This window comes from Spirillospora sp. NPDC048823, from assembly GCF_043198445.1.
In the GTDB taxonomy this organism is placed as follows: Bacteria; Actinomycetota; Actinomycetes; order Streptosporangiales; family Streptosporangiaceae; genus Spirillospora.
This window is the reverse complement of record NZ_JBICUT010000008.1, coordinates 198,636-224,390: the sequence shown is the minus strand read 5'-3', so window position 1 is coordinate 224,390 and position 25,755 is coordinate 198,636. Positions and strand designations below refer to the sequence as shown.

17 protein-coding genes are annotated in these 25,755 nt (G+C 74.0%); 8 read left to right on the top strand and 9 right to left on the bottom strand.

Annotation, left to right across the window (positions count from 1 at the left end; genetic code table 11):
• Nucleotides 1-83 precede the first annotated feature (83 nt).
• The 3 genes from ACGFK0_RS20455 to ACGFK0_RS20445 form a co-directional block, all read right to left on the bottom strand.
• Nucleotides 84-1,493, bottom strand: a complete 1,410-nt coding sequence (locus ACGFK0_RS20455; protein WP_392906794.1) for an aldehyde dehydrogenase family protein — start codon at nt 1,491-1,493, stop codon at nt 84-86.
• Nucleotides 1,494-1,634: 141 nt separating this feature from the next.
• Entirely contained in the window at nt 1,635-2,159 is a 525-nt protein-coding gene (locus ACGFK0_RS20450) for a hypothetical protein (RefSeq protein WP_392906793.1), read from the bottom strand.
• 6 nt (nt 2,160-2,165) lie between these two features.
• The gene (locus ACGFK0_RS20445; protein ID WP_392906792.1) at nt 2,166-2,792 is read right to left on the bottom strand and encodes a hypothetical protein; all 627 of its coding nucleotides are present in this window, start codon (nt 2,790-2,792) and stop codon (nt 2,166-2,168) included.
• Nucleotides 2,793-3,033: 241 nt separating this feature from the next.
• On the opposite strand from ACGFK0_RS20445, the gene ACGFK0_RS20440 reads away from it, so the two are divergent.
• Complete coding sequence (locus ACGFK0_RS20440) at nt 3,034-3,525, top strand: hypothetical protein (RefSeq protein WP_392906791.1); 492 nt, start codon at nt 3,034-3,036, stop codon at nt 3,523-3,525.
• A gap of 57 nt (nt 3,526-3,582) precedes the next feature.
• On the opposite strand, the gene ACGFK0_RS20435 is transcribed toward ACGFK0_RS20440, so the two are convergent.
• From ACGFK0_RS20435 to aceA, 4 genes are all read right to left on the bottom strand, one after another.
• Nucleotides 3,583-4,575 (bottom strand): ATP-binding cassette domain-containing protein, encoded by a 993-nt coding sequence (locus tag ACGFK0_RS20435; protein WP_392906790.1) that lies wholly within the window; start codon nt 4,573-4,575, stop codon nt 3,583-3,585.
• Nucleotides 4,575-5,390 (bottom strand): ABC transporter permease, encoded by an 816-nt coding sequence (locus ACGFK0_RS20430; protein WP_392906789.1) that lies wholly within the window; start codon nt 5,388-5,390, stop codon nt 4,575-4,577. Before ACGFK0_RS20430 ends, ACGFK0_RS20435 begins: the two co-directional genes overlap by 1 nt.
• Nucleotides 5,383-6,171 (bottom strand): ABC transporter permease, encoded by a 789-nt coding sequence (locus ACGFK0_RS20425; RefSeq protein WP_392906788.1) that lies wholly within the window; start codon nt 6,169-6,171, stop codon nt 5,383-5,385. Before ACGFK0_RS20425 ends, ACGFK0_RS20430 begins: the two co-directional genes overlap by 8 nt.
• Nucleotides 6,172-6,324: 153 nt before the next feature.
• Nucleotides 6,325-7,608: an isocitrate lyase gene (gene aceA / locus ACGFK0_RS20420; protein ID WP_392906786.1), complete on the bottom strand. Its 1,284-nt coding sequence runs from the start codon at nt 7,606-7,608 to the stop codon at nt 6,325-6,327.
• Nucleotides 7,609-7,757: 149 nt separating this feature from the next.
• Between aceA and ACGFK0_RS20415 the strand changes: the two genes are divergently transcribed.
• The 7 genes from ACGFK0_RS20415 to ACGFK0_RS20385 all read left to right on the top strand — a co-directional run bounded on the left by ACGFK0_RS20415 (nt 7,758) and on the right by ACGFK0_RS20385 (nt 19,288).
• Nucleotides 7,758-9,194, top strand: a complete 1,437-nt coding sequence (locus ACGFK0_RS20415; RefSeq protein WP_392906785.1) for a helix-turn-helix domain-containing protein — start codon at nt 7,758-7,760, stop codon at nt 9,192-9,194.
• A gap of 166 nt (nt 9,195-9,360) precedes the next feature.
• Complete coding sequence (locus tag ACGFK0_RS20410; RefSeq protein WP_392906783.1) at nt 9,361-10,344, top strand: glucosyl-3-phosphoglycerate synthase; 984 nt, start codon at nt 9,361-9,363, stop codon at nt 10,342-10,344.
• 113 nt (nt 10,345-10,457) lie between these two features.
• A complete protein-coding gene (locus tag ACGFK0_RS20405; protein WP_392906782.1) occupies nt 10,458-11,687 on the top strand; it encodes an acyl-CoA dehydrogenase family protein in 1,230 nt (409 codons plus the stop codon).
• 206 nt (nt 11,688-11,893) lie between these two features.
• A complete protein-coding gene (locus ACGFK0_RS20400; protein WP_392906780.1) occupies nt 11,894-12,226 on the top strand; it encodes an acyl carrier protein in 333 nt (110 codons plus the stop codon).
• Nucleotides 12,227-12,237: 11 nt separating this feature from the next.
• On the top strand, nt 12,238-17,520 hold the full coding sequence (locus ACGFK0_RS20395; RefSeq protein WP_392906778.1) for an amino acid adenylation domain-containing protein: 5,283 nt from the start codon (nt 12,238-12,240) through the stop codon (nt 17,518-17,520).
• Nucleotides 17,517-18,269, top strand: a complete 753-nt coding sequence (locus ACGFK0_RS20390; RefSeq protein ID WP_392906777.1) for a thioesterase II family protein — start codon at nt 17,517-17,519, stop codon at nt 18,267-18,269. The genes ACGFK0_RS20395 and ACGFK0_RS20390 overlap by 4 nt, the downstream gene beginning before the upstream one ends.
• Nucleotides 18,248-19,288 carry an LLM class F420-dependent oxidoreductase gene (locus ACGFK0_RS20385; protein WP_392906776.1) on the top strand — a complete coding sequence of 347 codons (1,041 nt, stop codon included), beginning with the start codon at nt 18,248-18,250 and terminating at the stop codon, nt 19,286-19,288. Before ACGFK0_RS20390 ends, ACGFK0_RS20385 begins: the two co-directional genes overlap by 22 nt.
• On the opposite strand, the gene ACGFK0_RS20380 is transcribed toward ACGFK0_RS20385, so the two are convergent.
• Together ACGFK0_RS20380 and ACGFK0_RS20375 are read right to left on the bottom strand one after the other, a co-directional pair.
• Nucleotides 19,256-22,594 (bottom strand): amino acid adenylation domain-containing protein, encoded by a 3,339-nt coding sequence (locus tag ACGFK0_RS20380; RefSeq protein WP_392906774.1) that lies wholly within the window; start codon nt 22,592-22,594, stop codon nt 19,256-19,258. The genes ACGFK0_RS20385 and ACGFK0_RS20380 overlap by 33 nt on opposite strands.
• Nucleotides 22,591-25,752: an amino acid adenylation domain-containing protein gene (locus ACGFK0_RS20375; RefSeq protein WP_392906773.1), complete on the bottom strand. Its 3,162-nt coding sequence runs from the start codon at nt 25,750-25,752 to the stop codon at nt 22,591-22,593. The genes ACGFK0_RS20380 and ACGFK0_RS20375 overlap by 4 nt, the downstream gene beginning before the upstream one ends.
• Nucleotides 25,753-25,755: the final 3 nt, after the last annotated feature.

Genomic DNA, 25,755 nt, shown 5'->3' with positions numbered 1-25,755 from the left:
CGTGACCTCTCGCAGATGCGAGACGGGGCGGAAACGGGTAGGGGCCCGGCGTCCCGGCGCCGGGCCCCCGCCGGATGGGCCGGTCAGTGCTTGGAGCGGTGGACGACCTGCATCTCGGTGAACCCGTACAGGCCCCAGGGGCCGTTCTCGACGCCGATGCCGCTCCACTTGAACCCGCCGAACGGCTGGTTCGGGGCGAGCGCCAGGTGCGTGTTGACCCAGGCGGTGCCGCACTCCAGCCGCCCGGCGATCTCGGCGGCCCGGTCGGCGTCGGCGCCCCACACCGAGCCGGACAGCCCGAAGTGGGTGCCGTTGGCGCGGGCGAGGGCCTGCTCGACGTCGGTGTACTTCACGATCGGCAGCGCGGGGCCGAACTGCTCCTCGTCCACGATGCGGGCGCCGTCCTCGATGTCGGCGAGGATCGTGGGCTCGAAGAAGTAGCCCGGCCCGTCGATGGGCTTGCCGCCCGCCGCCGCCCGGGCGCCGCCGGCGAGCGCGTCGGCGACCAGCTCGCTCACCCGCTCGAACTGCGCCCTGTTGTTGATCGGCCCGTACTGGACGCCCTCCTCCATGCCGTTGCCGACCCTGGCGGCCTTCGCCCGCTCGGCGAGGGCGTCCACCACGTCGCCGTAGAGGGCGTCCGGGACGTACACGCGCTTGATCGCCGAGCAGACCTGCCCGTTGTTCTGGAACGCGCCGCCGAAGACCCTGTCGGCGATGGCGGCCGGGTCGGCGTCGTCCAGCACGATCGCCGGGTCGTTGCCGCCGAGTTCCAGCGTGACGCGCTTGAGGTCGGGCGCCGCGGCCGCGGCGACCCGCTTGCCGGTGGCGACGCTGCCGGTGAAGCTGATCTTGCGGGGGACGTCGTGCGAGGTCATCCAGGCGCCGAGCTCGTCGCCGCCGGTGACGACGTTCAGCACGCCGGGCGGCAGGACGTCGCGGAGCACCTCACCGAGCTTGAGGCTGGACAGCGGGGTGAACGGCGACGGCTTGAGCACCATCGTGTTGCCCGCGAGCAGCGCCGGGGCGAGCTTCCAGATCCCCAGCAGCAGCGGGAAGTTCCACGGGGTGATCGCGGCGACGACGCCCATCGGGCGGCGGACGACCTCGACCAGCGCGTTGTCGTCGTCCTGGATGACCTCGCGGGGCAGTTCCAGCTCGGCGAAGTACTTCAGCCACACGCCGGCGCCGACGACCTCCATGGTCGCGTCGGCCAGCGGCTTGCCCTGCTCCAGGGTCAGGATGCGGCCGATCTCCTCCGACCTGGCGAACATGAGGTCGGCCGCCGCGAGCAGCGCCTTGCGCCGTACGGACTCGTCGCGGCGCCACTCCGCGTAGGCGGCCTGCGCCGACGCCATCGCCGCGTCCAGCTGCTCCCGGGAGGCATCGGGCGCCTGCTCGGCCACCTCCCCGGTCGCCGGGTCGATCACACCGAAGGTCGCGGGCGCGTCCACGGCCTGGCCGTCGATGGTCATGGAGAATTTCTCGGACACCGTTGATCCTCCGCTCACGGGATTACCGAACGGCATTCAGTATTCACCCTCGCCGGCCGTTTTGACGAGACGGGCGCGCGACGGGACGCCAGGTCCCTGGCCGGTCCGGCGCCCATCGCCGGCGCTCGGACCGGGCGCCGCTCAGGCGGCGAAGATGCGGTCCAGGAGGTCGCGGTAGCCGCGCAGCGCCAGCCGGAGCTGCTCGGTGTCGGCGCGCTCCCGGTGCTTCAGCCCGTCCGAGAGCGTCCGCCGGTGCTCGGCGATCGCGCGCCCGAGCGCGTCGACGGCCTCGGACGCGAGGTCGTCCGCCTTGCGCACGGACCGGCCGGGGTCGTCGACGAACGCGGACTGCACCTCGCGCCAGCGTTCCCTCAACCGCTCGGACTCCGCCGGATCGAGCAGCTTCGCCGGGGTCCCGGCGGGAGCCGGATCCGGGACGGCGGCGGCCACCCTCCCGCGGTCGCCGCCCGCCGCGGGGATCGGATCGGGTGCGGTGTCGGGGACGGGTTCGGGCGCGTCCATGACGGGTTGCCCCGGTGCCGTCCCGGCGACGCGGGTGTCACCGGCCACGCCGGGATCGGCCGTCCCGGCCGCCCGGGCGCGCTCGTCGGCGGTGAACCCGGCGCCGGTGCCCGGCGCCATGTCGTCGGGTCGCCTGTGCTCCATCGGGGGTCAGCTCCTCGGTGCCTGGTCGTCGCGGTGCCCGGCCGGTCCGGCGGTCGCCGCCGGGGCGGCCGCACCCGTCCCGCCGGCGGGCGGCCGCTCGCCGGGGGCGGACAGCAGCTCGTCGAACAGGGCGCGGTAGTGCACCATGGCCTGCCGCAGGTCCTCGGTGGAGGCCTGCTTGTCCGCCGCCCGGCCGCTGATCGCGTGGGCGCTGCGGTAGTGCTCCATCGTGCGGCCGTGCTCCACCGACAGGTGGGCGACCTTGTCCTCGAACCCGTGCGTCGGGTAGCCGCGCTCGCCCATCACCACGGTGACGAGGCCGTCGGCCTGCTCGACCGCCGCCTCCGGGGTGTCGACGAAGCGCTCCTGGACTCGGACCCACTGTTCGCGGTACTGCTCGCGCCGCCGCGGGTCGAGATCGTGCAGTTCGAGTTCGTCATGGCGCTGCTCGCGGGAGCGCAGCTCGCGCTCGGCGGCCGTGCGGCCGCCCTCGCTCTCCAGCGTCCGGTCGTATTCGGGGCCGAATCGCCGCCTCAGCCGCTGCGTCCGCGCCCGGGTCCGGGCGAGGAACACGGCCGCGATCAGCGCGGCGACGACGACAACGGCGATGACGACCCATATCGCGGTCGACATTGTTTCCTCCAACGTGCGTCGGATCGAATGGAACGCCGATGCCCGCAGCAGGACACTTAAAACGAAACACCACAGATCGACCACGTGGTGGTCAGCGCCCCGTACCGTGTCACCAGCGGAAGATCGCCACTCTCGGTTATCAGTACGGATTTACTGCGCCATGCCCGATGTGCATGTTCTGATTGAGGCGCTACGGAACCTCCCGCGCCCGGTGGGCGCGTGCGAATGGATGTGATGCGCGGTGCGCCATGCGTTCGGCTTCGTCCTCGGCGTCCTGCTGACACCCGCTCTGGTGTACGGCGCCGCATGGGGCTACGTCCAGGCCGGCCAGTCCTTCGACGGCACCGGGCAGGAGATCACCGATCGCACCCGCATCTACGGGGCGTTCGCCCTCCTCGCCGCCGTGGGCCTGGTGATGGGCGTGATCATCGTTGCGCGGTGGGCGTCGCCGCTGGTCTCGCTCATCCCGGCGCTGGCGCTGCTCGGCTTCTCGGCCTACTTCCTGATCGACCCGGACCGCGTCCTCGACCTGCCGGGCAAGGTGCCGCCGGCCGGCGACATGGACTTCGGGCTGCGCATGCTGCTCGGCTCGGGCGTGTTCGGCATGATGGGGCTCGCGCTGCTGATGCCGAGCTGGGCGCCGCGCCGCTGGAGTCCCCACCGCGACGAGGACGCCGCCGACATCGACTTCTACACCGCCCTGGAACGCCGGACCTCGAGAAACGAGCCCTGACCCGCCGGACACGGGCCCACCGGACACGGGCCACCGGACACGGGCCGACGGACATGGCTAGGGCGCGACCGGGCGGCCGGGATGCCGGTATGCGTGCTCGCCACGGTAGAGCCCGGCGAGGACCTCCTCGATGCCCGCCTCCCGCAGCGAGATGTCGCGTATCTCGTGGCCCCGCGCCAGTTCGGCCACGACCGCCGCGGCGTTCACCGCGTTCGGCAGCCGCAGCCACTGCCGGGGCCCCTCCACCCGCTCCGCCTCGATCCCGTCCAGCCTGATCGGCGGGCTCGGCCGCGCCAGCTCGACGATCAGCAGCCGGTCGGCGTCCACGGTCCGGCGCAGCTCGTCCAGCCCGCCGTCGTAGGCCAGCCGCCCATGGTCGATGATCATGACGCGGCGGCAGAGCCGTTCGATGTCGCCGAGGTCGTGCGTGGTCAGCAGAATCGTGGTGCCCCGCTCGGCGTTGACCCGCTCCAGGAAGTCGCGGACGGTCGCCTTGCTCACCACGTCCAGGCCGATCGTCGGCTCGTCCAGCACCAGCAGCTCGGGATCGTGCAGGAGGGCCGCGGCCAGGTCGCCGCGCATCCGCTGGCCGAGGCTGAGCTGGCGGACAGGGATGTCCAGGAACGGCTCCAGCTCCAGCAGCGCGGTCAGCTCGGCGAGCCGCACCCGGTGCGCGGCCGCCTCGACCCGGTAGAGCCGCCGGACGAGGGCCAGGCTGTCGCGCAGCGGCAGGTCCCACCACAGCGTCGTCCGCTGCCCGAACACCACGCCGATCCGGCGCGCGAGCGACGTGCGCCGCCGCGACGGGTCCAGCCCGCACACCCGCAGCTCGCCGGACGACGCGGTGAGGATGCCGGTCAGCATCTTGATCGTCGTGGACTTCCCGGCGCCGTTCGGGCCGAGGTAGCCGACGAACTCGCCGGGCTCGACGGTGAACGACACCCCGTCCACGGCGCGCAGGGTCGTGCGCGACCGCCGCAGGACGGCCGCCCGCTTGCGGATGGTGAAGGACTTGACGAGGTTCCCGGCCTCGATCATCGGCACCCGCATCAGCTCCCTGTCGATCGGTAGCGCCGCATCCCCGCCCGCCACGCCAGCGCCGCGGCCGCGCACAGTACGGCCGCCACCGCCGGGGACGCGAACCGCGCCGCGTCCGGCAGCCCGAGCGGGTCGCGGCGGTCGAGGACGTACAGCGCGGGCTGCCAGTTCACGAACGCCAGCGGCACGACGAACGTCACGCCGCGGACGAAGTCCCGCCCGAACATGGTCATCGGGTACTGCGTCAGGAAGGCGCCCCCGTAGGTGACGGACTTGCTCGCGCCGTGGCTGTCGATCAGCACGAACTGCACCGCGCCCGCCAGCACCCACAGCGCCGCGAAGATCACCGTCCCGGACAGCACCATGACCGGGACCATCGCCGCCCGGCCCGGCGTCCAGGCCACCTCCACCCGGCTCAGCGCGAACGCGAGCACCGCCACCGCGGGGACCAGCTTGCCGAAGCGCCGGGGCGAGAAGTCCTCCGTCGCGACCTGGACGAGCGGGCTGACCGGACGCACCAGCATCGCGTCCAGCGTCCCCTGCCGCACATGCTGGCCCAGCCGCTCGGTGGTGCCGAGCAGGATGTCGGAGATCCCGAACGACAGCGCCGACGTCCCGTACAGGAACAGCACCTCCGAGGCGCCGAACCCGGCGATGCGCGGGGCCTGGGAGAACAGCAGCCCGATCGCGGCGGCGTCCAGCCCGGTGACGACCGCCGTGGCGAGCGCCAGCAGCACCATCGACACCGGGTACTGGGCCGCCGCCCGGATCCACGTCCAGGCGAGCAGCCCGTACATGCGGACGGCCCCGGCCGGCGTGTCACCCACCGTGCACCACCAGCTTGCGCCGGGCCGCCCGTGTCAGCAGCGCGCCGGCCCCGAGCAGCGCCGCGGCCCACGCCGCCTGGAAGGCCAGTGCGCCGATCAGCCCGGCGCCGGTGTGGCGGCCGAGGAACACGTCCGCGGGCACCTGGATCTGCGCCGACCACGGCAGCGCCTGCGCGACCGTGCCGAGCGCCCCCGGGAACACGACCAGCGGCAGGATCATCCCGGAGAAGAACAGGGACATCACGAGCGTGACGGCGTGCAGGCCGCGGTCGTCGTGCAGCCAGAACATCCCCAGCGCGACCAGGTAGCGCAGCCCGAAGCCCACCATCACGGCCAGCGGCAGCGCCACCGCGAAAGCGGCGAGGCCCTCCGGTCCCGGCCAGCGGAACGGGAAGACCATCGCCCCGGCCACCAGCGGCGGGCCGCCGCGCAGGAGCAGCGAGGCGGCCGCGCGGCCGAGGTCGTCGGCGAGCCACCAGCCCTGCAGTCCGACGGGCCGGTGCAGGTCGATCGCCACGTCGCCGTTGCGGATGCGCTCGGTGAGGTCCATCCCGCCGAAGATCTGGACGGGGCCGATCAGCGCCTGGGTGATGAAGCAGAAGGTGACGGCGTCGGCGGCGTCGTAGCCGCCGAGGGAGGGACGCACCTCCCAGAGCGCGAGCAGGACGTACGCCCGCATGAAGCCGAAGGCGGTGTTGGTCACCGATTCGGTGAGGGAACCGAGCGGATACGCCGTGTGGCGGCGGAAGCCGTACCACCACACCCATGGAAGAACGCCCACTTGCCGGGAGCCTAGGCACGCGGGCGGCGCCTCACCACGTAATTTCGCACAGAACCCGTGCCGTCCCGGGTGAGGACGCCAGAAGGCCCCCGCGGGTGTAGGGACGCGGGGGCCTCCGGGGTCCTGGGGATCAGACCGGAAGGTGGAGCCGGCTCAGTGGAACTGGCCCTCTTCCGTCGAGCCCTTCAGCGCCGTGGTCGACGAGTCCGGGCTGATCGCGGTGCTGACCATGTCGAAGTAGCCGGTGCCGGCCTCGCGCTGGTGCTTGACCGCGGTGAAGCCCTTCTCGGCCGCCGCGAACTCGCGCTCCTGCAGGTCGACGTAGGCGGTCATGCCGTCGCGGGCGTAGCCGTGGGCCAGGTCGAACATGCCGTAGTTGAGCGCGTGGAAACCGGCCAGGGTGATGAACTGGAACTTGAAGCCCATGTGGCCGAGCTCGCGCTGGAACTTGGCGATGGTCGCGTCGTCCAGGTGCGCCTTCCAGTTGAAGGACGGCGAGCAGTTGTAGGCCAGCATCTGGTCCGGGTACTCGGCCTTGACGGCCTCGGCGAACTTGCGGGCCACTTCCAGGTCCGGGGTGCCGGTCTCCATCCAGATCAGGTCGGAGTGCGGCGCGTAGGCCTTGGCGCGGGCGATGCAGGGCTCGATGCCGTTGCGGACCCGGTAGAAGCCCTCGGCGGTGCGCTCGCCGGTGATGAACTCGCGGTCGCGCTCGTCCACGTCCGTCGTGATCAGGGTCGCGGCCTCGGCGTCGGTCCGCGCGATGATCAGGGAGGGCACGTTGGAGATGTCGGCCGCGAGGCGGGCGGTGTTCAGCGTCTTGACGTGCTGCGAGGTCGGGATCAGCACCTTGCCGCCGAGGTGGCCGCACTTCTTCTCGGAGGCCAGCTGGTCCTCCCAGTGCACGCCCGCGGCGCCTGCGGCGATCATGCCCTTCATCAGCTCGAAGGCGTTCAGCACGCCGCCGAAGCCGGCCTCGGCGTCGGCCACGATCGGGGCGAGGAAGTGCGTGTCGCCCTGGCCCTCGGCCCACTGGACCTGGTCGGCGCGCAGGAGCGCGTTGTTGATGCGGCGGACGACGGCCGGGACCGAGTTCGCCGGGTAGATGCTCTGGTCCGGGTAGGTCTGGCCCGCCAGGTTGGCGTCGGCGGCGACCTGCCAGCCCGACAGGTAGATGGCCTTGAGGCCGGCCTTCACCTGCTGGACGGCCTGCAGCCCGGTCAGCGCGCCGAGGGAGTGGACGTAGTCCTCCTCGTGCAGGAGGCTCCACAGGCGCTCGGCGCCGAGGCGCGCGAGGGTGTGCTCCTCCTGGACCGAGCCGCGGATCCGCACGACGTCCTCGGCCGAGTAGGTCCGCTCGACGTCCTTCCAGCGAGGGTCGGTCTCCCACTGTCGCTGCAGCTCTTCGGCTGCGCCCTTGAGGCGACTATCACTCATCGTCTCGCCCTTCCGTGTCGTCCCCTGGGTGCTTGGCTCGACTATGCCCCGGCTGCAACCCCTTAATGAACTCGCAAGTAACAGAAGAACTGCGAAATTTCCGGTACTATCAAGCCGTGACGACCTTGCGGCCAGAAGAACCCCTCAACTTGACGAGTGACGTAGATCTCGTCACCTTCGGGCAGCGGCTCCGCCATCTGCGGCGCGGCCGTGGCTTGACGCTGTCGGAGCTCGGCGAGCGCGTGGGCCGCGCCCCGTCCCAGCTGTCGCTGCTGGAGAACGGGCGGCGCGAGCCCAAGCTGTCGCTGCTGCAGGCCCTCGCCGCCGCGCTGGAGTGCCCGGTGGAGGAGCTGCTGCGGCGCCAGCCGCCCAGCCGGCGCGCCCAGCTGGAGATCCAGCTGGAGGAGGCGCAGCGCGACCCGCTCTACCGGACGCTCGGGCTGTCGCACCTCAAGGTCGGCAAGCGGATGCCGAACGAGGTGATCGAGCACATCCTCGCGCTGTACGGCGAGCTGAAGCGCAGCCGGACCAAGCCGACCGCGAGCCCGGAGGAGGCGCGCAAGGCCAACGCCGAACTGCGCCGCCAGATGCACGAGCGCGGCAACCACTTCGCCGAGATCGAGGCGATCGCCTCGCAGACACTCGACTCCGTCGGCTACCGGCGCGGCGCGGTGTCGCAGGGCCTGCTGATGACGCTCGTCGGCCACTTCGGCTTCAGCCTGCAGTACGTCCAGGACCTGCCGCGCTCCGTCCGGTCCATCACCGACCTGCGCAACCGGCGGATCTACCTGGAGCGCGAGCAGCTCGGCATGCACACGCCGCGGACGATCCTGCTGCAGACCCTCGGGCACATCGCGCTCGACCACGACCAGCCGCGCGACTTCGCCGACTTCCTGCGCCAGCGCGTCGAGGCCAACTACTTCGGCGCCGCGATCCTGATGCCCGAGCGCAGCGTCGTCCCGTTCCTGCAGGAGGCGAAGGCGGCGCGCGAGCTGTCGGTGGAGGACCTCGCGGACGTCTTCTCCGTCTCCTACGAGATGGCCGCGCACCGCTTCACCAACGTCGCGACCCACCATCTGGACCTGCAGCTCCACTTCACCAAGAACGACGAGAACGGCACCATCTACAAGGCGTACGCCAACGACGGCCTCGCGTTCCCGCAGGACGAGGACGGCGCGATCGAGGGTCAGCGGATGTGCCGCGACTGGGCCGGGCGGCACGTGTTCGGCGCCGAGGACCGCTTCTCGGTCTACTACCAGTACACCGACACCCCCAAGGGCACGTACTGGTGCCTGTCGCACATAGACCCCAGCCATGAGCGCGACTTCGCGATCACGCTGGGCGTGCGGTTCGAGGACTCGCGCTGGTTCCGCGGCCGGGAGACGACCCGGCGCCGCAAGTCGTCCTGCCCGGACGGCGACTGCTGCCAGCGGCCCCCGAAGGCGCTCTCGGACCGGTGGGAGGGTATGGCCTGGCCGTCCGCCCGTGCGCACTCGCACGTCCTGTCCGTCCTCCCGCCCGGCGCCTTCCCCGGCGTGGACGACGCCGACGTCTACGAGTTCCTGGACAAGCACGCCGCCGAATGACCGGCGTGTTGTGCTCGTGTTAACTCTTCGGGTCGGTCCGCCTTGTCCCGTGCCAACGGTGAATGATCTGGGAGGATCTGGCGTTTCCTGTAGGTGAGGGGGACGCCCGGTCCGGGACGTCCCGTCCGGACGTCCGTCCGGGACGGTCCGCACGGAGGGAGAGCGCGTGCTGCCTGAGGTCGCTTCGTGGTTGCGCCGCCGCACCAGCGCGGCGGCGGACTGGGCGCCGCGCCGGCTGCTCGCCGCCAAGGGTGACGCCAGGATCAGCGTCGTGCTGCCCGCGCGCGACGAGGAGGCGACGGTCGGCGCGATCGTGGCGGCCGTCCGCACCGACCTCGTCGAGCGGATGCCGCTGGTGGACGAGATCGTGGTGGTCGACTCCCGCTCCGGGGACAGGACCGCCGCCGTGGCCGCCGCCGCGGGCGCCGAGGTGGTCGCCCAGGACGCCGTCCTGCCCGGCCAGGGCCGCATGTCCGGCAAGGGCGAGGCGCTGTGGAAGTCCCTGGCCGCGACGTCCGGCGACCTGATCGTGTTCGTCGACGCCGACCTGCGCGAGTTCACCTCCTCCTACGTGACCGGGCTGCTCGGGCCGCTGCTGACCGACCCGTCCGTCGGCTACGTCAAGGGCTGCTATGACCGCCCTCTCGTCGACGGCGACCGGCGCGTCGAGGGCGGCGGGGGCCGGGTGACCGAGCTGGTCGCGCGCCCCCTGATCAACCTGCACTGGCCGATGCTCGCCGGCGTCATGCAGCCGCTCGGCGGCGAGTACGCGGGACGCCGCGCGCTGCTGGAGCGGCTGCCGTTCGTCACCGGCTACGGCGTGGAGCTCGGCCTCCTGCTCGACGTCTACCAGGACTCCGGGCTGGACGCGATCGCGCAGGTCGATCTCGGCCGGAGGGTGCACGCGCACCAGTCGACCGAGGCGCTCGGCGCGATGTCGGGGCAGATCATGCTGACGGCCTGGTCGCGGCTGGAGCGGCACGGCCGGATGATGCCCCTGGAGGCCCCGGCGACCGCGCTGACGCGGTTCCGCCGCGGCCCGGACGGGCACGACGCCCGGACCACCGACGTGGCGGTGGGGGAGCGGCCCCCGATGATCGAGGTCTCCGGCTATGCCGCCGCGCGGTCGTTCTCGCCCGGCCGCAGGTAGCCCTCGGCCGGGGGGCCGCCCTCGCGCTGTGACTCACGCCACGGTGTTACCCACGGTAACGTCAGATGGTGCTACCGTTGGTAACACGATATTGGAGAGAGGGTCTATTAATCATGACGAGCGCGGAGCCGACACCGTTCTCGCTGGAGCCCAGTGAGGACGTTCGCCAGGTCAGGGACTGGGTGCACGAGTTCGCCAGGGACATCATCCGTCCCGCGGCCGAGGAGTGGGACGAACGCGAAGAGACGCCCTGGCCGCTGATCCAGGAGGCGTCCAAGGTCGGTCTCTACTCGCTGGACTTCTTCGCCACCCAGTGGCTGGAGCCGACCGGGCTCGGCATCCCGGTGGCGTTCGAGGAGATCTTCTGGGGCGACGCGGGCATCGGGCTCTCCATCGTCGGCACCGGTCTCGCCGCCGCGTCGGTCGCCGCCGTCGGTACCCAGGAGCAGGCCGCCGAGTGGGTGCCGCAGATGTTCGGCACCCCCGACGACGTCAAGCTCGGCGCGTTCTGCGCCTCCGAGCCCGACGCCGGCAGCGACGTCGGCGCCATCCGCGCCCGCGCCGTCTTCGACGAGGCGAAGGACGAGTGGGTGCTGAACGGCACCAAGACCTGGGCCACCAACGGCGGCATCGCCGACGTCCACATCATCGTGGCGTCCGTGCACCCCGACCTCGGCAGCCGCGGCCAGGGCAGCTTCATCGTCCCGCCGAACACCCCGGGGCTGCGGCAGGGCCAGAAGTTCAAGAAGCACGGCATCCGCGCCTCGCACACCGCCGAGGTCATCCTCGAGGACGTGCGCATCCCGAGCCACCTCATCATCGGCGGCAAGGACAAGTTCGACGAGCGCATCGCGCGGACCCGCGAGGGCAAGCGCTCCAAGGGCCAGGCCGCGCTGAAGACGTTCGAGACCACCCGCCCGTCGGTCGGCGCGATGGCGCTCGGCGTCGGCCGTGCAGCCTACGACTACGCGCTGCAGTACGCGCAGGAGCGCGAGCAGTTCGGCAAGAAGATCGGCGACTTCCAGGCCGTCGCGTTCAAGCTCGCCGACATGAAGTGCCGGCTGGACGCGGCCCGGCTGATGGTGTGGCGCGCCGGGTGGATGGCCCGCACCGGCAAGGACTTCGACAACGCCGAGGGCTCGATGGCCAAGCTGATGGCGAGCGAGATGGCGGTGAACGTCACCGAGGAGGCCATCCAGATCCTCGGCGGCAACGGCTACACCCGCGAGTACCCGGTCGAGCGGATGCACCGGGACGCCAAGATCTTCACGATCTTCGAGGGCACCAGCGAGATCCAGCGCCTGGTCATCGGCCGCACCGTCACCGGCCTCCCCGTCCGGTAGCGCCCCCCGGCCGGGGCCACCGCCATCACGATCCCGCCTCGCCGATGGCGGCCCGCCTCGGCCCCCCCGGGCCCGGCGTCCAGCAAGGACGCCGGGCCCGGTCTCACGTCCCACCGGTGACATCGAGGTGTTACCGCGGAAGACTCCCGGAAAAGATCTTCTGGTCGGTACCGTTACCCTCGTCGGAACCGCGAAGGAGATCCGGGATGCCTGAAGTGAGCGACCTGGCCGCCGTGATCTCGCAGATGGTCGCCGAGGCACTGGGGCGTCCCGCCCTGCCGGAGGAGAACTTCTTCGAGGCGGGGATGGACTCGCTCGCCCTGGTCGAGATGCACGACCGGATCACCGAACGGCTGGGCCTGGAGTTCCCGATCACCGAGCTGTTCGCCAATCCCAATCTGGCGGCGCTGCTCGGGTTCGTGGGCGCCACGGCGGGACGGCCGGACGCCCCGCGGCGCGGCGACGCGGCGGCGCGGCGCAGGCGGGCGCCGTCGTCGCAACGGGTGCGGTCGCGGAGCCGCCGCGGGGACGCACGCTGAGGGCGGGGACCATGGACGATCATGTGCCGGAACCGATCGCCGTGGTGGGCGCGGCCTGCCGGCTGCCCGGCGCCCCCGGGCTGGGGGAGTTCTGGGACGGGCTGAGCGGCGAGCGCGAGGCCGTGACCGCACTGGCCGACGGCGACCTGCTGCGCGCCGGGGTGAGCCCGGAGGAACTGGCCGATCCGTCCTACGTGCGGGCGGCGGCGCTCATGCCGGACGCCGCCGGGTTCGACGCCGCGTTCTTCGGCCTGACGGACGAGGAGGCGCGGCGCTGCGACCCGCAGGCGCGGGTCCTCACCGAACTGGCGCATTCCGCCCTCGAAGGCGCCGGCCTGGACGTCTCGGCGATGGGCGGGCACACGGGGGTGTTCGCGGCCTCCGGCGCGGGCCGCTACCGGGACCTGAACCTGCGCGACGATTCACCGGGACCCGACCCGGCCGCCTCCGTGGCGGCGATGCTCGGGCTGCGGGGGCCCTGCGTCGGCATCTCGACCGGGTCCCTGGCGGCCGTGCATCTGGCGTGCGAGGCACTGCGGTCGGGCGACTGCGACATCGCCGTCGCGGGCGGCGGCCACATCCGCATGCCCTACGGTCACGGCTACCGGTGGGCGCCGGGCTCGCGGTACGCGCCCGACGGCCGGTGCCGCCCCTTCGACGCCCGTGGCGCGGGGACGGTCCCCGGCAGCGGCGCCGGGGTCGTGGTGCTGCGGCGCCTCTCGGAGGCGATCCTGGACGGCGCCCGCGTTCTCGGCGTCGTCCGCGGCGGCGCCACGTCGCACGATCCGGCCGGGTCCTCCCGGTGCGCCGCCGAAGCGCTGGACGCGGCCGGCGTCGAGGCGGACGCCATCGGCTACGTGGAGGCCCGCGGGTCGGGCGTCCCGGCCGAGGACCTCGCGGAACTGGCCGCGCTCGGTGAGGTCATCGGAGGGCCGGTACCGCTGGGGTCGGTGACGTCCGCGGTGGGCGACCTCGCCTCGGCCGCGGGTGTGGCGGAGCTCCTCAAGGTCCTGCTGTCGCTGGAACGGGGCAGGATCCCGGCGACCGTCAACGCCCGCACCCCGCATCCCGCGATCCGGTCGGGCCCGTTCGACATCGTCGGCGAGAGCCGCGCCTGGCCGCGCGGGGAAGGCACGTCCCGGCAGGCCCTGGTGTGCGACCGGGCCACCGGCGACGTGCACGCCTGCCTGGTCGTGGCGGAGGGGCCGCCCGCCCCGCCGCCCCTGCCGGATCGCAGGCCGCGGCTGGTGGTCTGGTCCGGGCACGACGCAGGCGCGGCGGCCGCGGTGCGCGCGGGCCTGGCCCGGCACTTCGCCTCCGGCGCCGGGGACTTCGAGGACACGGTCGCGACACTGCAGCAGGGCCGGGCGGCCCGCTCCCACCGCGGCGCGGCGGTCTGCTCCGACGCCGCCGAAGCCGCCGCGGCGCTCGGCGGGGAGGCGCTCGGCGGGGAGGCGCCGGCGACCGAGGCGGGCGCCCCGAAAGTGGCCTTCGCCTTTCCCGGTGCCTTCACCGGGCGGCTCCCGCAGGGCCTCTACGGCACCGAGCGCACCTTCACCGAGACCGCCGACGTCGTGCTGGAACGATTCGAAGACGAGGGCCTGGACGTCTACGACCTCTGGACGTCGGGAGAGATGCCGGAGACCGGCCCGGAGGCCGGGGCGCTGCTGTTCACCTTCGAGTACGCCCTCGCACGGATGTGGCGGGCATGGGGCCTGCATCCGCACGCGCTGGTGGGTCACGGCGTCGGCGGGATCGTCGCGGACGTGCTGCGGGGAACGCGCGAACTCGGCGACGCGGCGGCCGCCGCCCTGCCCGGCCCGGTCGCGCCGTCCGTGGACGGCCACCTGCGGGAGCTGCGCGCGACCGGGGCCGATGTGGTCCTGGAAGCGGGGCCGGGAGACGATCTCACCCGGCTGTGCCGGGACGGCGGTCCCGCGGCGGCCCTGGCGTCGTTCGAGGCCGGCGGCCAGGGCGGCGTACGTCCCGTCCTCGAAACCCTGGGGCGGTTGTGGACGATGGGCCAGCCGGTCGACTGGGCGGCACTGGACCCCGACCGCCCGCCGCGCCGCGTCCCGCTGCCCGCCTACCCCTACCGGCGCGAACGGCACTGGGCCGTCCCCGTCACCGGCCCGGCGGCCCCGAAGACCGGCGGCGCCCCGCCGGTGCGGGAGACCGCGGCGGCGCCGGAGAACACGCGGGTCGCGGGCCTGCCCGACCCGGCCGAGCCGCTGCGCCCGCTGTCGCGCACCCAGCACGCGTTCTGGATGCTGGAGCGGCTCGCCCCCGGCACCGGCGTCTCCAACATCGGCATCGCGTTCCGCACCGCCCGTCCCCTGCGCTGGTACCCGCTGCAGACCGCGGTGGAGCGGCTGGTCGCCCGGCAGCCCGCGCTGCGCCTGCGGTTCCCCGAGGTGGACGGCGTCCCGCTGCGCCACCTCACCGGCCCCGGCGACGCGCGGATCGAGGTGCCGACCGACACCACCACCGAGGAGGCGCTGGTCGGCGATCTCCAGGCGTTCCTGGACGAGCCGTTCGACCTCGGCCGCGACCTGCTGTTCCGGGCCGGGCACTTCGTCCTCCCGGACGGCTCCAGCGTGGTGTGCCTGGCCGCCCACCACATCGTGATCGACGCGCCGGCCGTCCAGCTCCTGGTCGAGGAGATCGGGAGGCTGTACGACGCCGTCGCCGAGGGGCGCGCCGTCCCCGGGGAGCTGGACGGGCCCGCGCCGCTGCTGGCCGAGCCGGAGCCCGACCCCGTCTCCCTGCGCTACTGGACGGACCGGCTGCGCGGCGCCGAACCCGAGGCGATGGTGCTGCCGGGCACCCGTCCGGCGCCGCGGCGCCCGACGTTCGCCGGGCACACCTGCAGCTGGGAGATGACGGCGTCCGCGCGGGACGCGCTGGAACGGCTGCGCGGCCTGCTCCAGGTGACGGACAACATCATCCTGATGAGCGCGTTCGCGCTGATGCTGCTGCGCCACGGAGCGGGCCCCGACCTGGTGATCGGGGTACCGGTCACCACCCGGCGCCCCGCCACCCGCCGCAGCGTCGGCTACGGGGTCAGCACCCTGCCGCTCCGGGTCCGCCCCGACCCGGGCGCCGGGTTCGCCGACCTGGTGCGGCAGGTGGCGGAGGCGTTCTTCGAAGGCGTGGAACACGCGGACGTCTCGGTGGAGACGGTGATCACCGAGCGCGGACACGGCACCGGCGACTGGCGCGTCCCGCTGTTCCGGCACATGTTCAACTACCGGCCCTGGACCGACGAGCAGATCGCGATCACCGGCGAGGTCCCCGCCTACATCGAGGACCTGTTCGATCGCAGCCGGCTCGACCTGCAGTGCGTCGCCGTCCCCGAGCCGGGCCGCTTCACGCTGCGCGCGTGGCACAGCACCGAGGTGCACGACGAGGCGGAGATCGCGTCGTACATCGCGCGGATGCAGGTGCTGCTGGAGGAGGCGGCCGAGGACGCCGGCCGCCCGGTCGCCGAGCTGGGCCTGGCCTCGGCCGGCGACCGCGAGGTGCTCGACGCGCTCAACGGCACGGACCGGGCATGGGACGGGCCGGGAACGCTCGTGCGGCGCATCGCCGGGCGGGCCACCGAGTCGCCCGACGCCGTCGCGGTCGTGGACGGCGACGACACCGTCACCTACGCGCAACTGATCGCGCGGGCCGTCGCGGTGCGCGACCTGCTGCGCGCGCACGGCACCGGGCCGGGAGAGGTCGTGGCGCTGGCGCTGGGCCGGTCGGCGGCCATGGCGGCGTCGGTGCTCGGGGTGTGGGCGGCGGGCGCGGCGTACCTGCCGCTGGACGCGCGGCAACCGGAGGCGCGGCTGACCTACCAGGTCGAGGACGCGGGCGCGCGCGTCGTGCTGGTGCACCCCGGCGAGAGCGCCGGATGGGCCGGCCGGCGGCCGGTCCTCCCGGTTCCGGCCGAGGCCGGGCCGGGTGAGCTGCTGGACCGGGGCGCCCCCGAGCCGGGGGCCGCCGCCTACGTGATCCACACCTCGGGATCGACGGGCCGGCCCAAGGGCGTCGCGGTCTCCCACCGCAACCTGCTCAACCTGGTCTGCGATTTCGCCGACCGGCTCGGGTGCGGGCCGGGCGATCCCGTGCTCTGGGCGACCACCACGTCCTTCGACATCTCCTGGCTGGAGTTGCTCCTGCCGCTGCTGTGCGGGGCGCCGCTGGTCGTGGCGCCGGACGAGGCGCAGCTGAAGCCGTCCGCCTTCCTGGGCCTGATCGAGCGGCACGACGTCGCCGTGATCCAGGCCACGCCGACCGCGTGGCGGCTGGTCGCGGCCGAGGCCGGAGAGGAACTCCGGGGCCGGACGGTGCTGTGCGGCGGGGAGCCGATGCCCGCCGCGCTCGCCCGGCGGCTGCTGGCGGCCGGGTGCCGCCTGTTCAACGTGTACGGCCCGACCGAGACCACGATCTGGTCGACCGCCGCCGAGATCACCGGAGCGCCGGAGGATCCCGTCCCGGTCGGCGCCCCCCTCGCCAACACGCGGGTCTTCGTCCTGGACGCGGCGGGCCGGGAACTGCCGCCGGGCGTGCCGGGGGAGCTGTGCATCGCGGGCGACGGGGTGAGCCTGGGCTACCCGGCCCGGCCCGGCCTGACCGCCGAGCGCTTCGGCGACCATCCCCGGCACGGCCGGTTCTACCGGACCGGCGACCGGGCCCGGGTGCGGCACGACGGCGCCCTGGAGCTGCTCGGACGGGCCGACCGGCAGGTGAAGCTGCGCGGCCACCGCATCGAGCCGGGCGAGGTCGAGGCGGTGCTGCACGAGCACCGCGGGGTCCGGGCCGCCGCCGTCACCCTGGTGGGCGACCCGCAGGGCGACGGGCGGCTGGTCGCCTACGTCGAGCCGGACGCCGCCGCGCCCGGCGGCGGGCTGGCCGAGGAGCTGTGGCGGCACGCCCGCGCCCGGCTGCCCGACTACGCCGTGCCCTCGGGGTTCACGCTGCTGGACGGCCTCCCGGCGACCCCCAACGGCAAGATCGACTACGCCCGCCTCCCGGCGCCGCAGGACGCTCCGGCCGCACCCGCCGCCGCGCCGTCCCCGGGCGAACCCGAGCTGGTGGAGCGCCTGGTCGGGCTGTGGCGGGAGACGCTGAAACGCCCCGGCCTGGGCGCGCGCGACAACTTCTTCCTGCACGGCGGGCACTCGATCCTCGCGGTGCGGCTGGTGAGCGCCCTGGAGGAGATCGCGGGCACCGAGGTGGACGTGCGGACGGTGTTCGAGCATCCGACGCCCGCCGAGCTGGCCGCGCATCTGGGAGGGCCGGCATGAGCGCACCGCTGTTCGTCCCGGTCGAGGCGCGCCCCGGGGCGCGGATCCGGCTGGTGATCTTCCCGCATGCCGGTGGCGGGCCCGCGTCGGCCGGCTCGCTGGCCGGCCGCCTCCCCGGCGACGTGGAGGTCTGGTCGGTCAGCCCGCCGGGACGGCAGGCACGCCTGGCCGAACCGCCCCGCACCGACCTGGACCCGTTCGCGGCGGACCTCGCGGCCGACCTCACCCGGCTCGTCCCGGAGCCGTTCGCGCTGTTCGGGTACTGCAGCGGCGCCCTGCTGGCCTACCTGACGTGCCGGGCGCTGGAGCGCCCCGCGGCACGGCTGATCGTCGGTTCGTTCGCCGCCCCGGACGTCGCGGTCCTGCCGCGCGGGCTGCACGCGCTGCCTTCGGACCTGTTCTGGGACGAGCTGATCGGCATGGGCGGCGTCCCGGACGAGATCGCCGCACGGGAGTCGCTGCGGCCGGTCCTGGAACCCGCGCTGCGCGCCGACTTCGGCATGCTCGCCGGGTACCGGCACCGCCCGGCGGCCGCCCCGCTCGGCACGCCGATCACCGTCCTGTACGGGCGGCGCGACACCACCCTGACGCGGGGCGGGCTGCTGGGCTGGCGGCGGCAGACCGCGCACCGCCCCGTCCTGCGGGGGCTGGACGCCTCCCACTGGCTGGCCGAGACCGCCCCGGACGAGCTGGCCGCCGTCATCGCCGAAGAACTGGGGAGCGCCGGATGCGTCTCGGATACAGCCTGAGCTACTGGGGCAACACGGGGCTGCGGCCCGCCCACCATCTGGAGCTGGTCGCCGAGGCCGAACGGCTCGGCTACGACTCGGTGTGGGCGGCGGAGACCTACGGCACCGACCCCGCCGCCCTGATGGCGTGGCTGGCGGGACGCACCGAGCGGATCGGGCTGGGCACCGCGATCCTCCAGATGCCCGCGCGCCGTCCCGTCGCCGCGGCGATGACCGCGGCGACGATCGACCAGATCTCCGGGGGCCGGTTCCGCCTGGGGCTCGGATTCTCCGGGCCGCAGCTGGTGGAGGGATGGCACGGGCTGCCCTACGGCCGTCCGCTGGCGGAGTCCCGCGACTACATCGCGGTCGTCCGCAAGGCGCTGGCCCGCGAGCCGGTCGTGCACCGGGGCGAGACGCTGACCGTTCCGCTGCCGGGCGGGCAGGGCAAGGAGATGTCGCTGGCCGTCTCGCCCGTCCAGGAGGACCTGCCCGTCTACCTGGCGACGATCGGGCCGAAGGCGGTCGCGCTGACCGGTGAGATCGCCGACGGCTGGCTCCCGCTCAACGTCCCGCCCGAGTATCTGGCCGGCTGCCGCACGCTGCTGGAGGAGGGCGCCGCCCGCTCCGGCCGGTCCCTGGACGGCTTCGACACCGCCCCGATGGTCCTCACCCTGGTCGAGGACGACCTCGACATCGCCTACGACATGATGCGCCCGATGCTGGCCCTGTACCTGGGCGGCATGGGCTCGCGGAAGACGAACTTCCACAACCGGCTCGCGCAGCGGCTCGGCTTCGCCGACGAGGCCAGGGCGATGCAGGAGGCGTTCCTGGCCGGACGGCAGGCCGAGGCCGTCGCGGCGATGTCGGACGAGCTGGTCGACGCGATGACCGTCTGCGGGCCGCCCGAGCACGTCCGCGACCGCATCGCCGCCTACCGCGAGGCGGGCGCCACCACCCTGATCGTCGGCCTGGTCCATCCGACGCTGCGGCTCCGGATGGAGCAGCTACGCCTGATCGCCGAGCTCGCCGGGATCTAGCCGGGCCCGCGCCTCCTCGTCGGTGAGCCGGTCGATCTCCTCGGCGAGCAGCCGCTCCACCTCGGCGGCGAGTTCCCGCAGGGTGCGGTGCGAGAAGACGGTCCGGACCGGGACGTCCAGTTCGAGGGTCGCGGCCAGCCGGGCGGTCACCTTGGTGGCCAGCAGCGAGTGCCCGCCGAGATCGAAGAAGTCGTCCGAGGTCCCGGCGCGGTCGATGCCCAGCACCTCGCACCAGATCCCGGCGACCAGTTCCTCGGCGGCCGTCTCGGGCGGCGCGTGCCCGCGCTCCCCGCCGCCCCGCGGGGGCTCGGGCAGCCCCGCCCGGTCGAGCTTGCCGTTGGGGGTGAGCGGCAGGCGGTCCAGGGGGACGAACGCGGCCGGGACCATGTAGGGAGGCAGCGCCCGGCCCAGATGCCCGCGCAGATCGTCCGCCCCCGGCCGCGCACCGTCCCGGGGGACGACGTAGGCGGTCAGCCTCGCGTCGCCGGGACGGTCCTCGCGCACGACCACCGCCGCTCCGGCCACCCCCGGATGCTCCAGCAGGACGGCCTCGACCTCCGCCGGCTCGATCCGGTACCCGCGCAGCTTCACCTGGTCGTCGGCGCGGCCCAGGAACTCCAGCGCGCCGTCGGGCCGGTACCGGGCCAGGTCGCCGGTCCGGTAGAGGCGGCCGCCCGGCGCCCCGTGCGGGTCGGCGACGAAGCGCTCGGCGGTCGCGGCGGGAAGGCCGCGGTAGCCCCGGGCCACCCCGTCCCCGCCGACGCAGACCTCCCCGGCCGCGCCGATCGGCACCGGGTCGAGCCGGCCGTCCAGCAGGTGCACGCGGGTGCCGGGCAGCGGACGCCCGATCGGGGGACGCCACTGCGCCCGGCCGGGATCCATGTCGGCCGACGTGGCGATGATCGTCGCCTCGGTCGGGCCGTAGGTGTTCACCAGCCGCACGCCGCCGCGGCCGAGGCGCGCCCAGTCGGCCAGCGCCGCGCCCGGCAGCGGGTCCGCGCCGAGGATCAGCAGCCGCAGGCCCTCCGGCCAGCGGATCCGCTCCCCGTGCGAGACCAGCTCCCGCCAGTAGGACGTCGGCAGGTCGAGGACGGTGAGCGCGGCACCTTCGGGCGTGCCGAAGAAGTCCGGGAGCGGCATGCCCGCGGGAGGCAGGACGAGCGCCGCCCCGGAGGCGAGCGCCGGGTAGATCTCCTCGGCGTGCGTGTCGAAGCCGATCGAGGCGAACTGCAGCACGCGGTCTCCCGCGCCGAGCCCGTAGTCCTCGCGCATCCAGCGCACGCGGGACGCCAGCGCGCGGCGCTCGACCTCCACGCCCTTCGGACGTCCGGTGGTTCCGGAGGTGTAGCAGACGTAGGCCAGATCGGCCGCCGCGGCGGCGGTGGGCGGCGCGGGGCCCGTCGCGTCCTCCGCGTCCAGTGGCAGCGTGGCGACTCCCGGGACGTGCGCCGACCCGTCGGTGAGCAGCAGCGCGGCGCCGCCGTCGCGGACCATGTACTCCAGCCGTGCGGACGGGAGGGCGGGGTCGAGCGGCAGGTACGCGGCGCCCGAGCGCTGCACCGCGAACAGGGCCGCGACCAGTTCGGGCGAACGCGGCCCGCAGACCGCCACGACCGTGCCGGGGCCCGCACCGGCCGCGCGCAGGGCACCGGCGAGCCGGCCGGCCCGCGCGTCCAGCTCGGCGTAGGTGAGGGTGCGCCCGCCGTGGCGCACCGCGACCGCGCCGGGGGTACGGGCGGCCTGCCGGGACAGCGACTCGTCCGGAACCTCCGGAGCGTCCGGCGCGTCCGAGGCGGCCGGGGCGCTCGCGGGGCCGGGGCCCGAGGCGAACGCGAGCAGCGTGCGGCGCTCCTCGTCCCCGAGCATCTCCCGGTACAGGGTGGACAGGGACGGGTCGCCGCCATCGGCCACGAGCTCCAGCAGGCGCCGGAAACGGCCCGCCATCCGCTCCATGGTGGCGCGCTCCCACAGGTCGCGGTTGTAGGACAGGAAGGCGAGCATGTCATCCGGCCGCCGGGTGACGTCCAGCATGAGGTCGAACTTGGCCTGGCGGACCCCCGGCTCGAACGGCTCGCAGGCCAGGCCGGGCAGGTCCGCGGTCGCCGCCTCCGCGTCCTGCATGGCGAACATCGCCTGGAACAGCGGCGTGCGGCTGGTGTCGCGCCGCGCCCCGACGGCGGTGATCAGCTCCTCGAAGGGGACGTCCTGGTGGGCGAAGGCGTCCAGCACGGTGCCCCGGGTCCGGTCGAGCAGCTCGCCGAAGGAGGGATCGCCGGACAGGTCGCCGCGCAGCACGATCGTGTTGGGGAAGAAGCCGATCAGCGGTCCCAGTTCGGGACGGTCCCGGCCCGCCACGACGGAGCCGACGCAGACGTCGTCCTGGCCGGCGTGCCGCGACAGCAGCACCTGGAACGCGGCGAGCACGGTCATGAACAGCGTGGCCCGCCGGGTGCGTCCCAGCCGCTCCAGCCGGCCGGCCAGCTCCGCGGGCAGGACCAGCGCGACGTGGTCGCCCGCCGAGGTGCGCACCGCGGGGCGCGGGCGGTCGGCGGGGACCTCCAGCGTCGGCGCTCCGGCCAGCGCGTCCGTCCAGAACGCGAGCCGGTCGCCGTCGGAGTCCCGCTCCCGCCGGGCGCGCCGCCAGGCCGCGAAGTCGCCGTACTGGATCGGCAGGGGCGGCAGCGGCGACGGCCGCCCGTCCAGGGCCGCCCCGTACAGCTCGGACAGCTCGGACAGGAACACCTTCAGCGACCAGCCGTCGGCGATGATGTGGTGCAGCACCACGCACAGCACGTGGTCGTCGTCTCCGAGCCGCAGCAGGTGCGTTCTCAGCAGGGGTCCCCGCTCCAGGTCGAACGGGAGGCCGGTGCGCCCGGCCACGAGTTCGCGGGCGCGGGCCTCGCGTTCACCGGCGGGCAGCCCGGTCAGGTCGAGCCGCTCCGGCTCGACCCGCGCGTCCGCGTCCGCCACCTGGACGGGGCGCCCGTCGCGGCCGGCGGGGAAGCGGGTGCGCAGGATCTCGTGCCGCCGGACGATCTCGCCGACCGCGTGCCGCAGCGCCGGCTCGACCAGCCTGCCCCGCAGCCGCAGGACGATGAACATGTTGTACGACGCGTCGCCCGGGTCGAACTTCTGGAGGAACCACAACCGCTCCTGGCCCGCGGACAGCGGGACCGGGGCGCCGTCGTCCGCCCGCCGGGGGATGCCCGGCTCCCGCGCCCCGGGCGCGGCGGCGCCCAGCCGCCGTTCGAGCGCGGCCCGCTGCCGCGGGGTCAGCCTGGCCAGGCGCTCGCTCAGATCGCTCACGATTCGGGCTCCCCGGTGACGGCGTCCAGCAGCCGGTCCAGGTCCTGCCCGCCGAGCCGATGTTCCAGGATCTCCAGGGCGTACCCCTCCACAGTGGTGATCTCGAAGCAGCGGCGAAGGGGGAGTTCCACGCCGAAGGCCGCGCTGACGCGGTTGATCAGCTCCACGACCAGCATGGAGTGGCCGCCCAGCTCGAAGAAGTCGTCCAGCGCCCCGACCCGGTCCCGGCCGAGCAGGTCCTGCCAGATCCCGCACAGCTCCTCCTCAACGGGGGTGCCGGGGGCCCGGTAGCCGGTCGCGAGCGTCCGGCGCCCGGCGCCCGCCGGGGACGGGAGCGCCGCCCGGTCGAGCTTGCCGCTGGACCCCGCGGGCAGCTCCTCCACCGCCACGAACGCCTGCGGCATCACGGTCGGGGGCAGCCTGCGGGACAGGTGGTCGCGCAGCATCCCGGTGATGTCGGCCGGGTCGCCGGTCCACACCGCGTAGGCGACCAGGCCGGGCCCGCCGGGGGCGTCATCGCGGAGCGCCGCCGCCGCCCGCTCCACCCGCGGGTGCGCCTCCAGCGCCGCCTCGATCTCGCCCAGCTCCACGCGGACGCCGTGCACCTTGACCTGGGTGTCGATGCGGCCGAGGAACTCGATCGCGCCGTCGGCCCGCCGCCGGGCCAGGTCGCCGGTCCGGTAGAGCCGGGAGCCCGGCGGGCCGAACGGGTCCGGGACGAACGACGCCGCCGTGCGTCCGGGCCGCCCGTGATAGCCGCGGGCGAGCTGGACGCCCCCGATGTGCAGTTCACCCGGTATCCCGTCCGGGACCGGCGCCATCCGCTCGTCCAGCACGTACAGAGCGGTGTTGGGCACGGGACGGCCGATCGGGACGGGCCCGGACGCCCCCGGTTCGCACCGCCAGGCGCTGACGTCGATGGCGGCCTCGGTCGGCCCGTACAGGTTGTGGAGTGCGGCGTCCGGCAGCCGGCCGGCGAAGCGGGCCGCCAGGTCGCGGGACAGCTCCTCGCCGCTGCAGATCACCTGGCGCAGCGACCGGCACTCCTCGACGCCCTCGGCGGCCAGGAACGACGCCAGCATCGACGGCACGAAATGCGCGGTCGTCACCCGCCGCTCCTTGATGAGGTCGCGCAGGTAGGACGGGTCCCGGTGGCCTCCGGGCGCGGCGAGGGCGAGGGCCGCGCCGCACGCCGCCGGAAGGCACAGCTCCCACACCGACACGTCGAAGCTGATCGGGGTCTTGTGCAGGACGACCGGGCCCGGCGGGTGGGAGCGCCGCATCCACTCCAGCCGGTTGACGATCGCCTCGTGGGCGGTGACGACGCCCTTCGGCCTGCCGGTCGTCCCCGACGTGTAGAGGAGGTAGGCGGCGTCGCCGGGGCGGTTGACGCGTGCGGGCTCGTCGTCGGACAGGCCGCGCCACGCGCCGTCCTCGTCGAGCGGCACGAGCCGGGCGGGCAGGTTGCTCAGGCGGCCGGCCAGGTGCGACTGGGTGAGCACCAGGCGGGCCCCGCTGTCGGCCACGAGGGCGCCGAGCCGCTGCCAGGGATGGTCCGGGTCGAGCGGCGTGTAGACGCCGCCGGCCTTGAGCACCGCCAGCACGCCGACGACGAGTTCGGGCGAGCGTTCGGCGCAGATCGCGACGGGCGTCCCGGGGCCGACGCGCTGGGAGCGCAGCCAGTGCGCCAGCCGGTTGGCGCGGGCGTGCAGTTCGCCGAAGGCGAGCGTGCCGCCGTCCGGCGCGACGACGGCCACGTCGTCGTCGCGTGCGGCACCGGTGAACAGGTCGGCGAGGACCGTGCCGGCGCCGAGCGGCATCGAGGGGCCGCGGGAGGCCGCCAGGATCCGCTCGCGTTCCCGCTCGTCCATCAGCGGGAGCGCGGAGATCGGCCGGTCGGGATCCCGCACCGCCGCGGACAGGAACGTCTGGAACCAGCTCGCGAGCCGTTCGATCGTCCCCGCGTCGAACAGGTCGGTGGCGTACTCCAGGCGCCCGTGCATCCTGCCGTCGCGGACGTTGAGGTCCAGGCTCAGGTCGACCTTGGTGGTGCCGTTGGCGATCTGCCCCCGGGTGTCGGACGGGACGAGGTTGAACGCCACCTGGAACAGCGGGGGCCGGCTGAGGTCCCGCTGCGGTTGCAGGGCCTCGACCAGCCGCTCGAAGGGCATCTCCTGGTGGTCGATCGCGTCCAGCAGGGTGCCCCGCACCCGCCGCGCCGCCTCCCGGAACGACGGGTCGCCGGACAGGTCCGTGCGGACGAGGACGGCGTTGACGAACATCCCGATCAGGGGTTCGAGCTCCGGCAGCACCCGCCCGGCCATCGGGCAGCCGACGGTGATGTCGTACCGCCCGGCCCAGCGCGCCAGCACCGCCTTGAACGCGCCCAGCAGCGCCATGAACGGGGTCACGCCCAGCGTCCTGGCCAGCCGGTCGACCTCCGCGGTCAGCTCGGGCGACAGCGCGAACCGGTGCAGCCCGCCGCCGTAGGTGCGGACGGCGGGGCGGGGGCGGTCGGCCGGCAGGCCGAGGTCGGCGGGCAGCTCCTCCAGGCGCCGGCGCCAGTACCGCAGTTCCCCGGCCAGGAAGTCGTCGGTGAGCCGGCCGCGCTGCCACGCGGCGTAGTCGGCGTACTGGATCCGCAGTTCGGGCAGGTCCGGGGGGCGCCCGCCGGCCGCCGCGGCCAGCACCTCGTACAGCTCGTCGACGAAGATCGCCGAGGAGGCGCCGTCGAAGATCGTGTGATCGCAGATCCACACCAGCCGCAGATCCTCCTCGTCCAGCCGGACCAGCCTCGCCCGCCACAGCGGCGCGGTGTCCAGCGGGAACGGCCGGCTCGCGTCGCCGCGGGCGAGCCGGTCGAACTCGGCCTCCCGCTCCGGCTCGGGCAGCGCACTGAGATCGGTGGAGGCGAGGGCCGCCGGCAGCCCGGCATGGACGAGCTGGACGACCTGCCCGTCCCGGAAGTCGAACGTGGTGCGCAGCGGTTCGTGCCGCTCCGCCAGCGCCGCCAGCGCATCCCCGACCGCCGCCGGCTCCGTGTCCCGCGGCATCGGCATCCACAGGCAGACGTTGTAGACCGCGAGGTCGGGCTCGAACCGGCTGAGGAACCACATCCGCTCCTGACCGGACGAGACGGGAAAGACGTCGACGCTCATAGG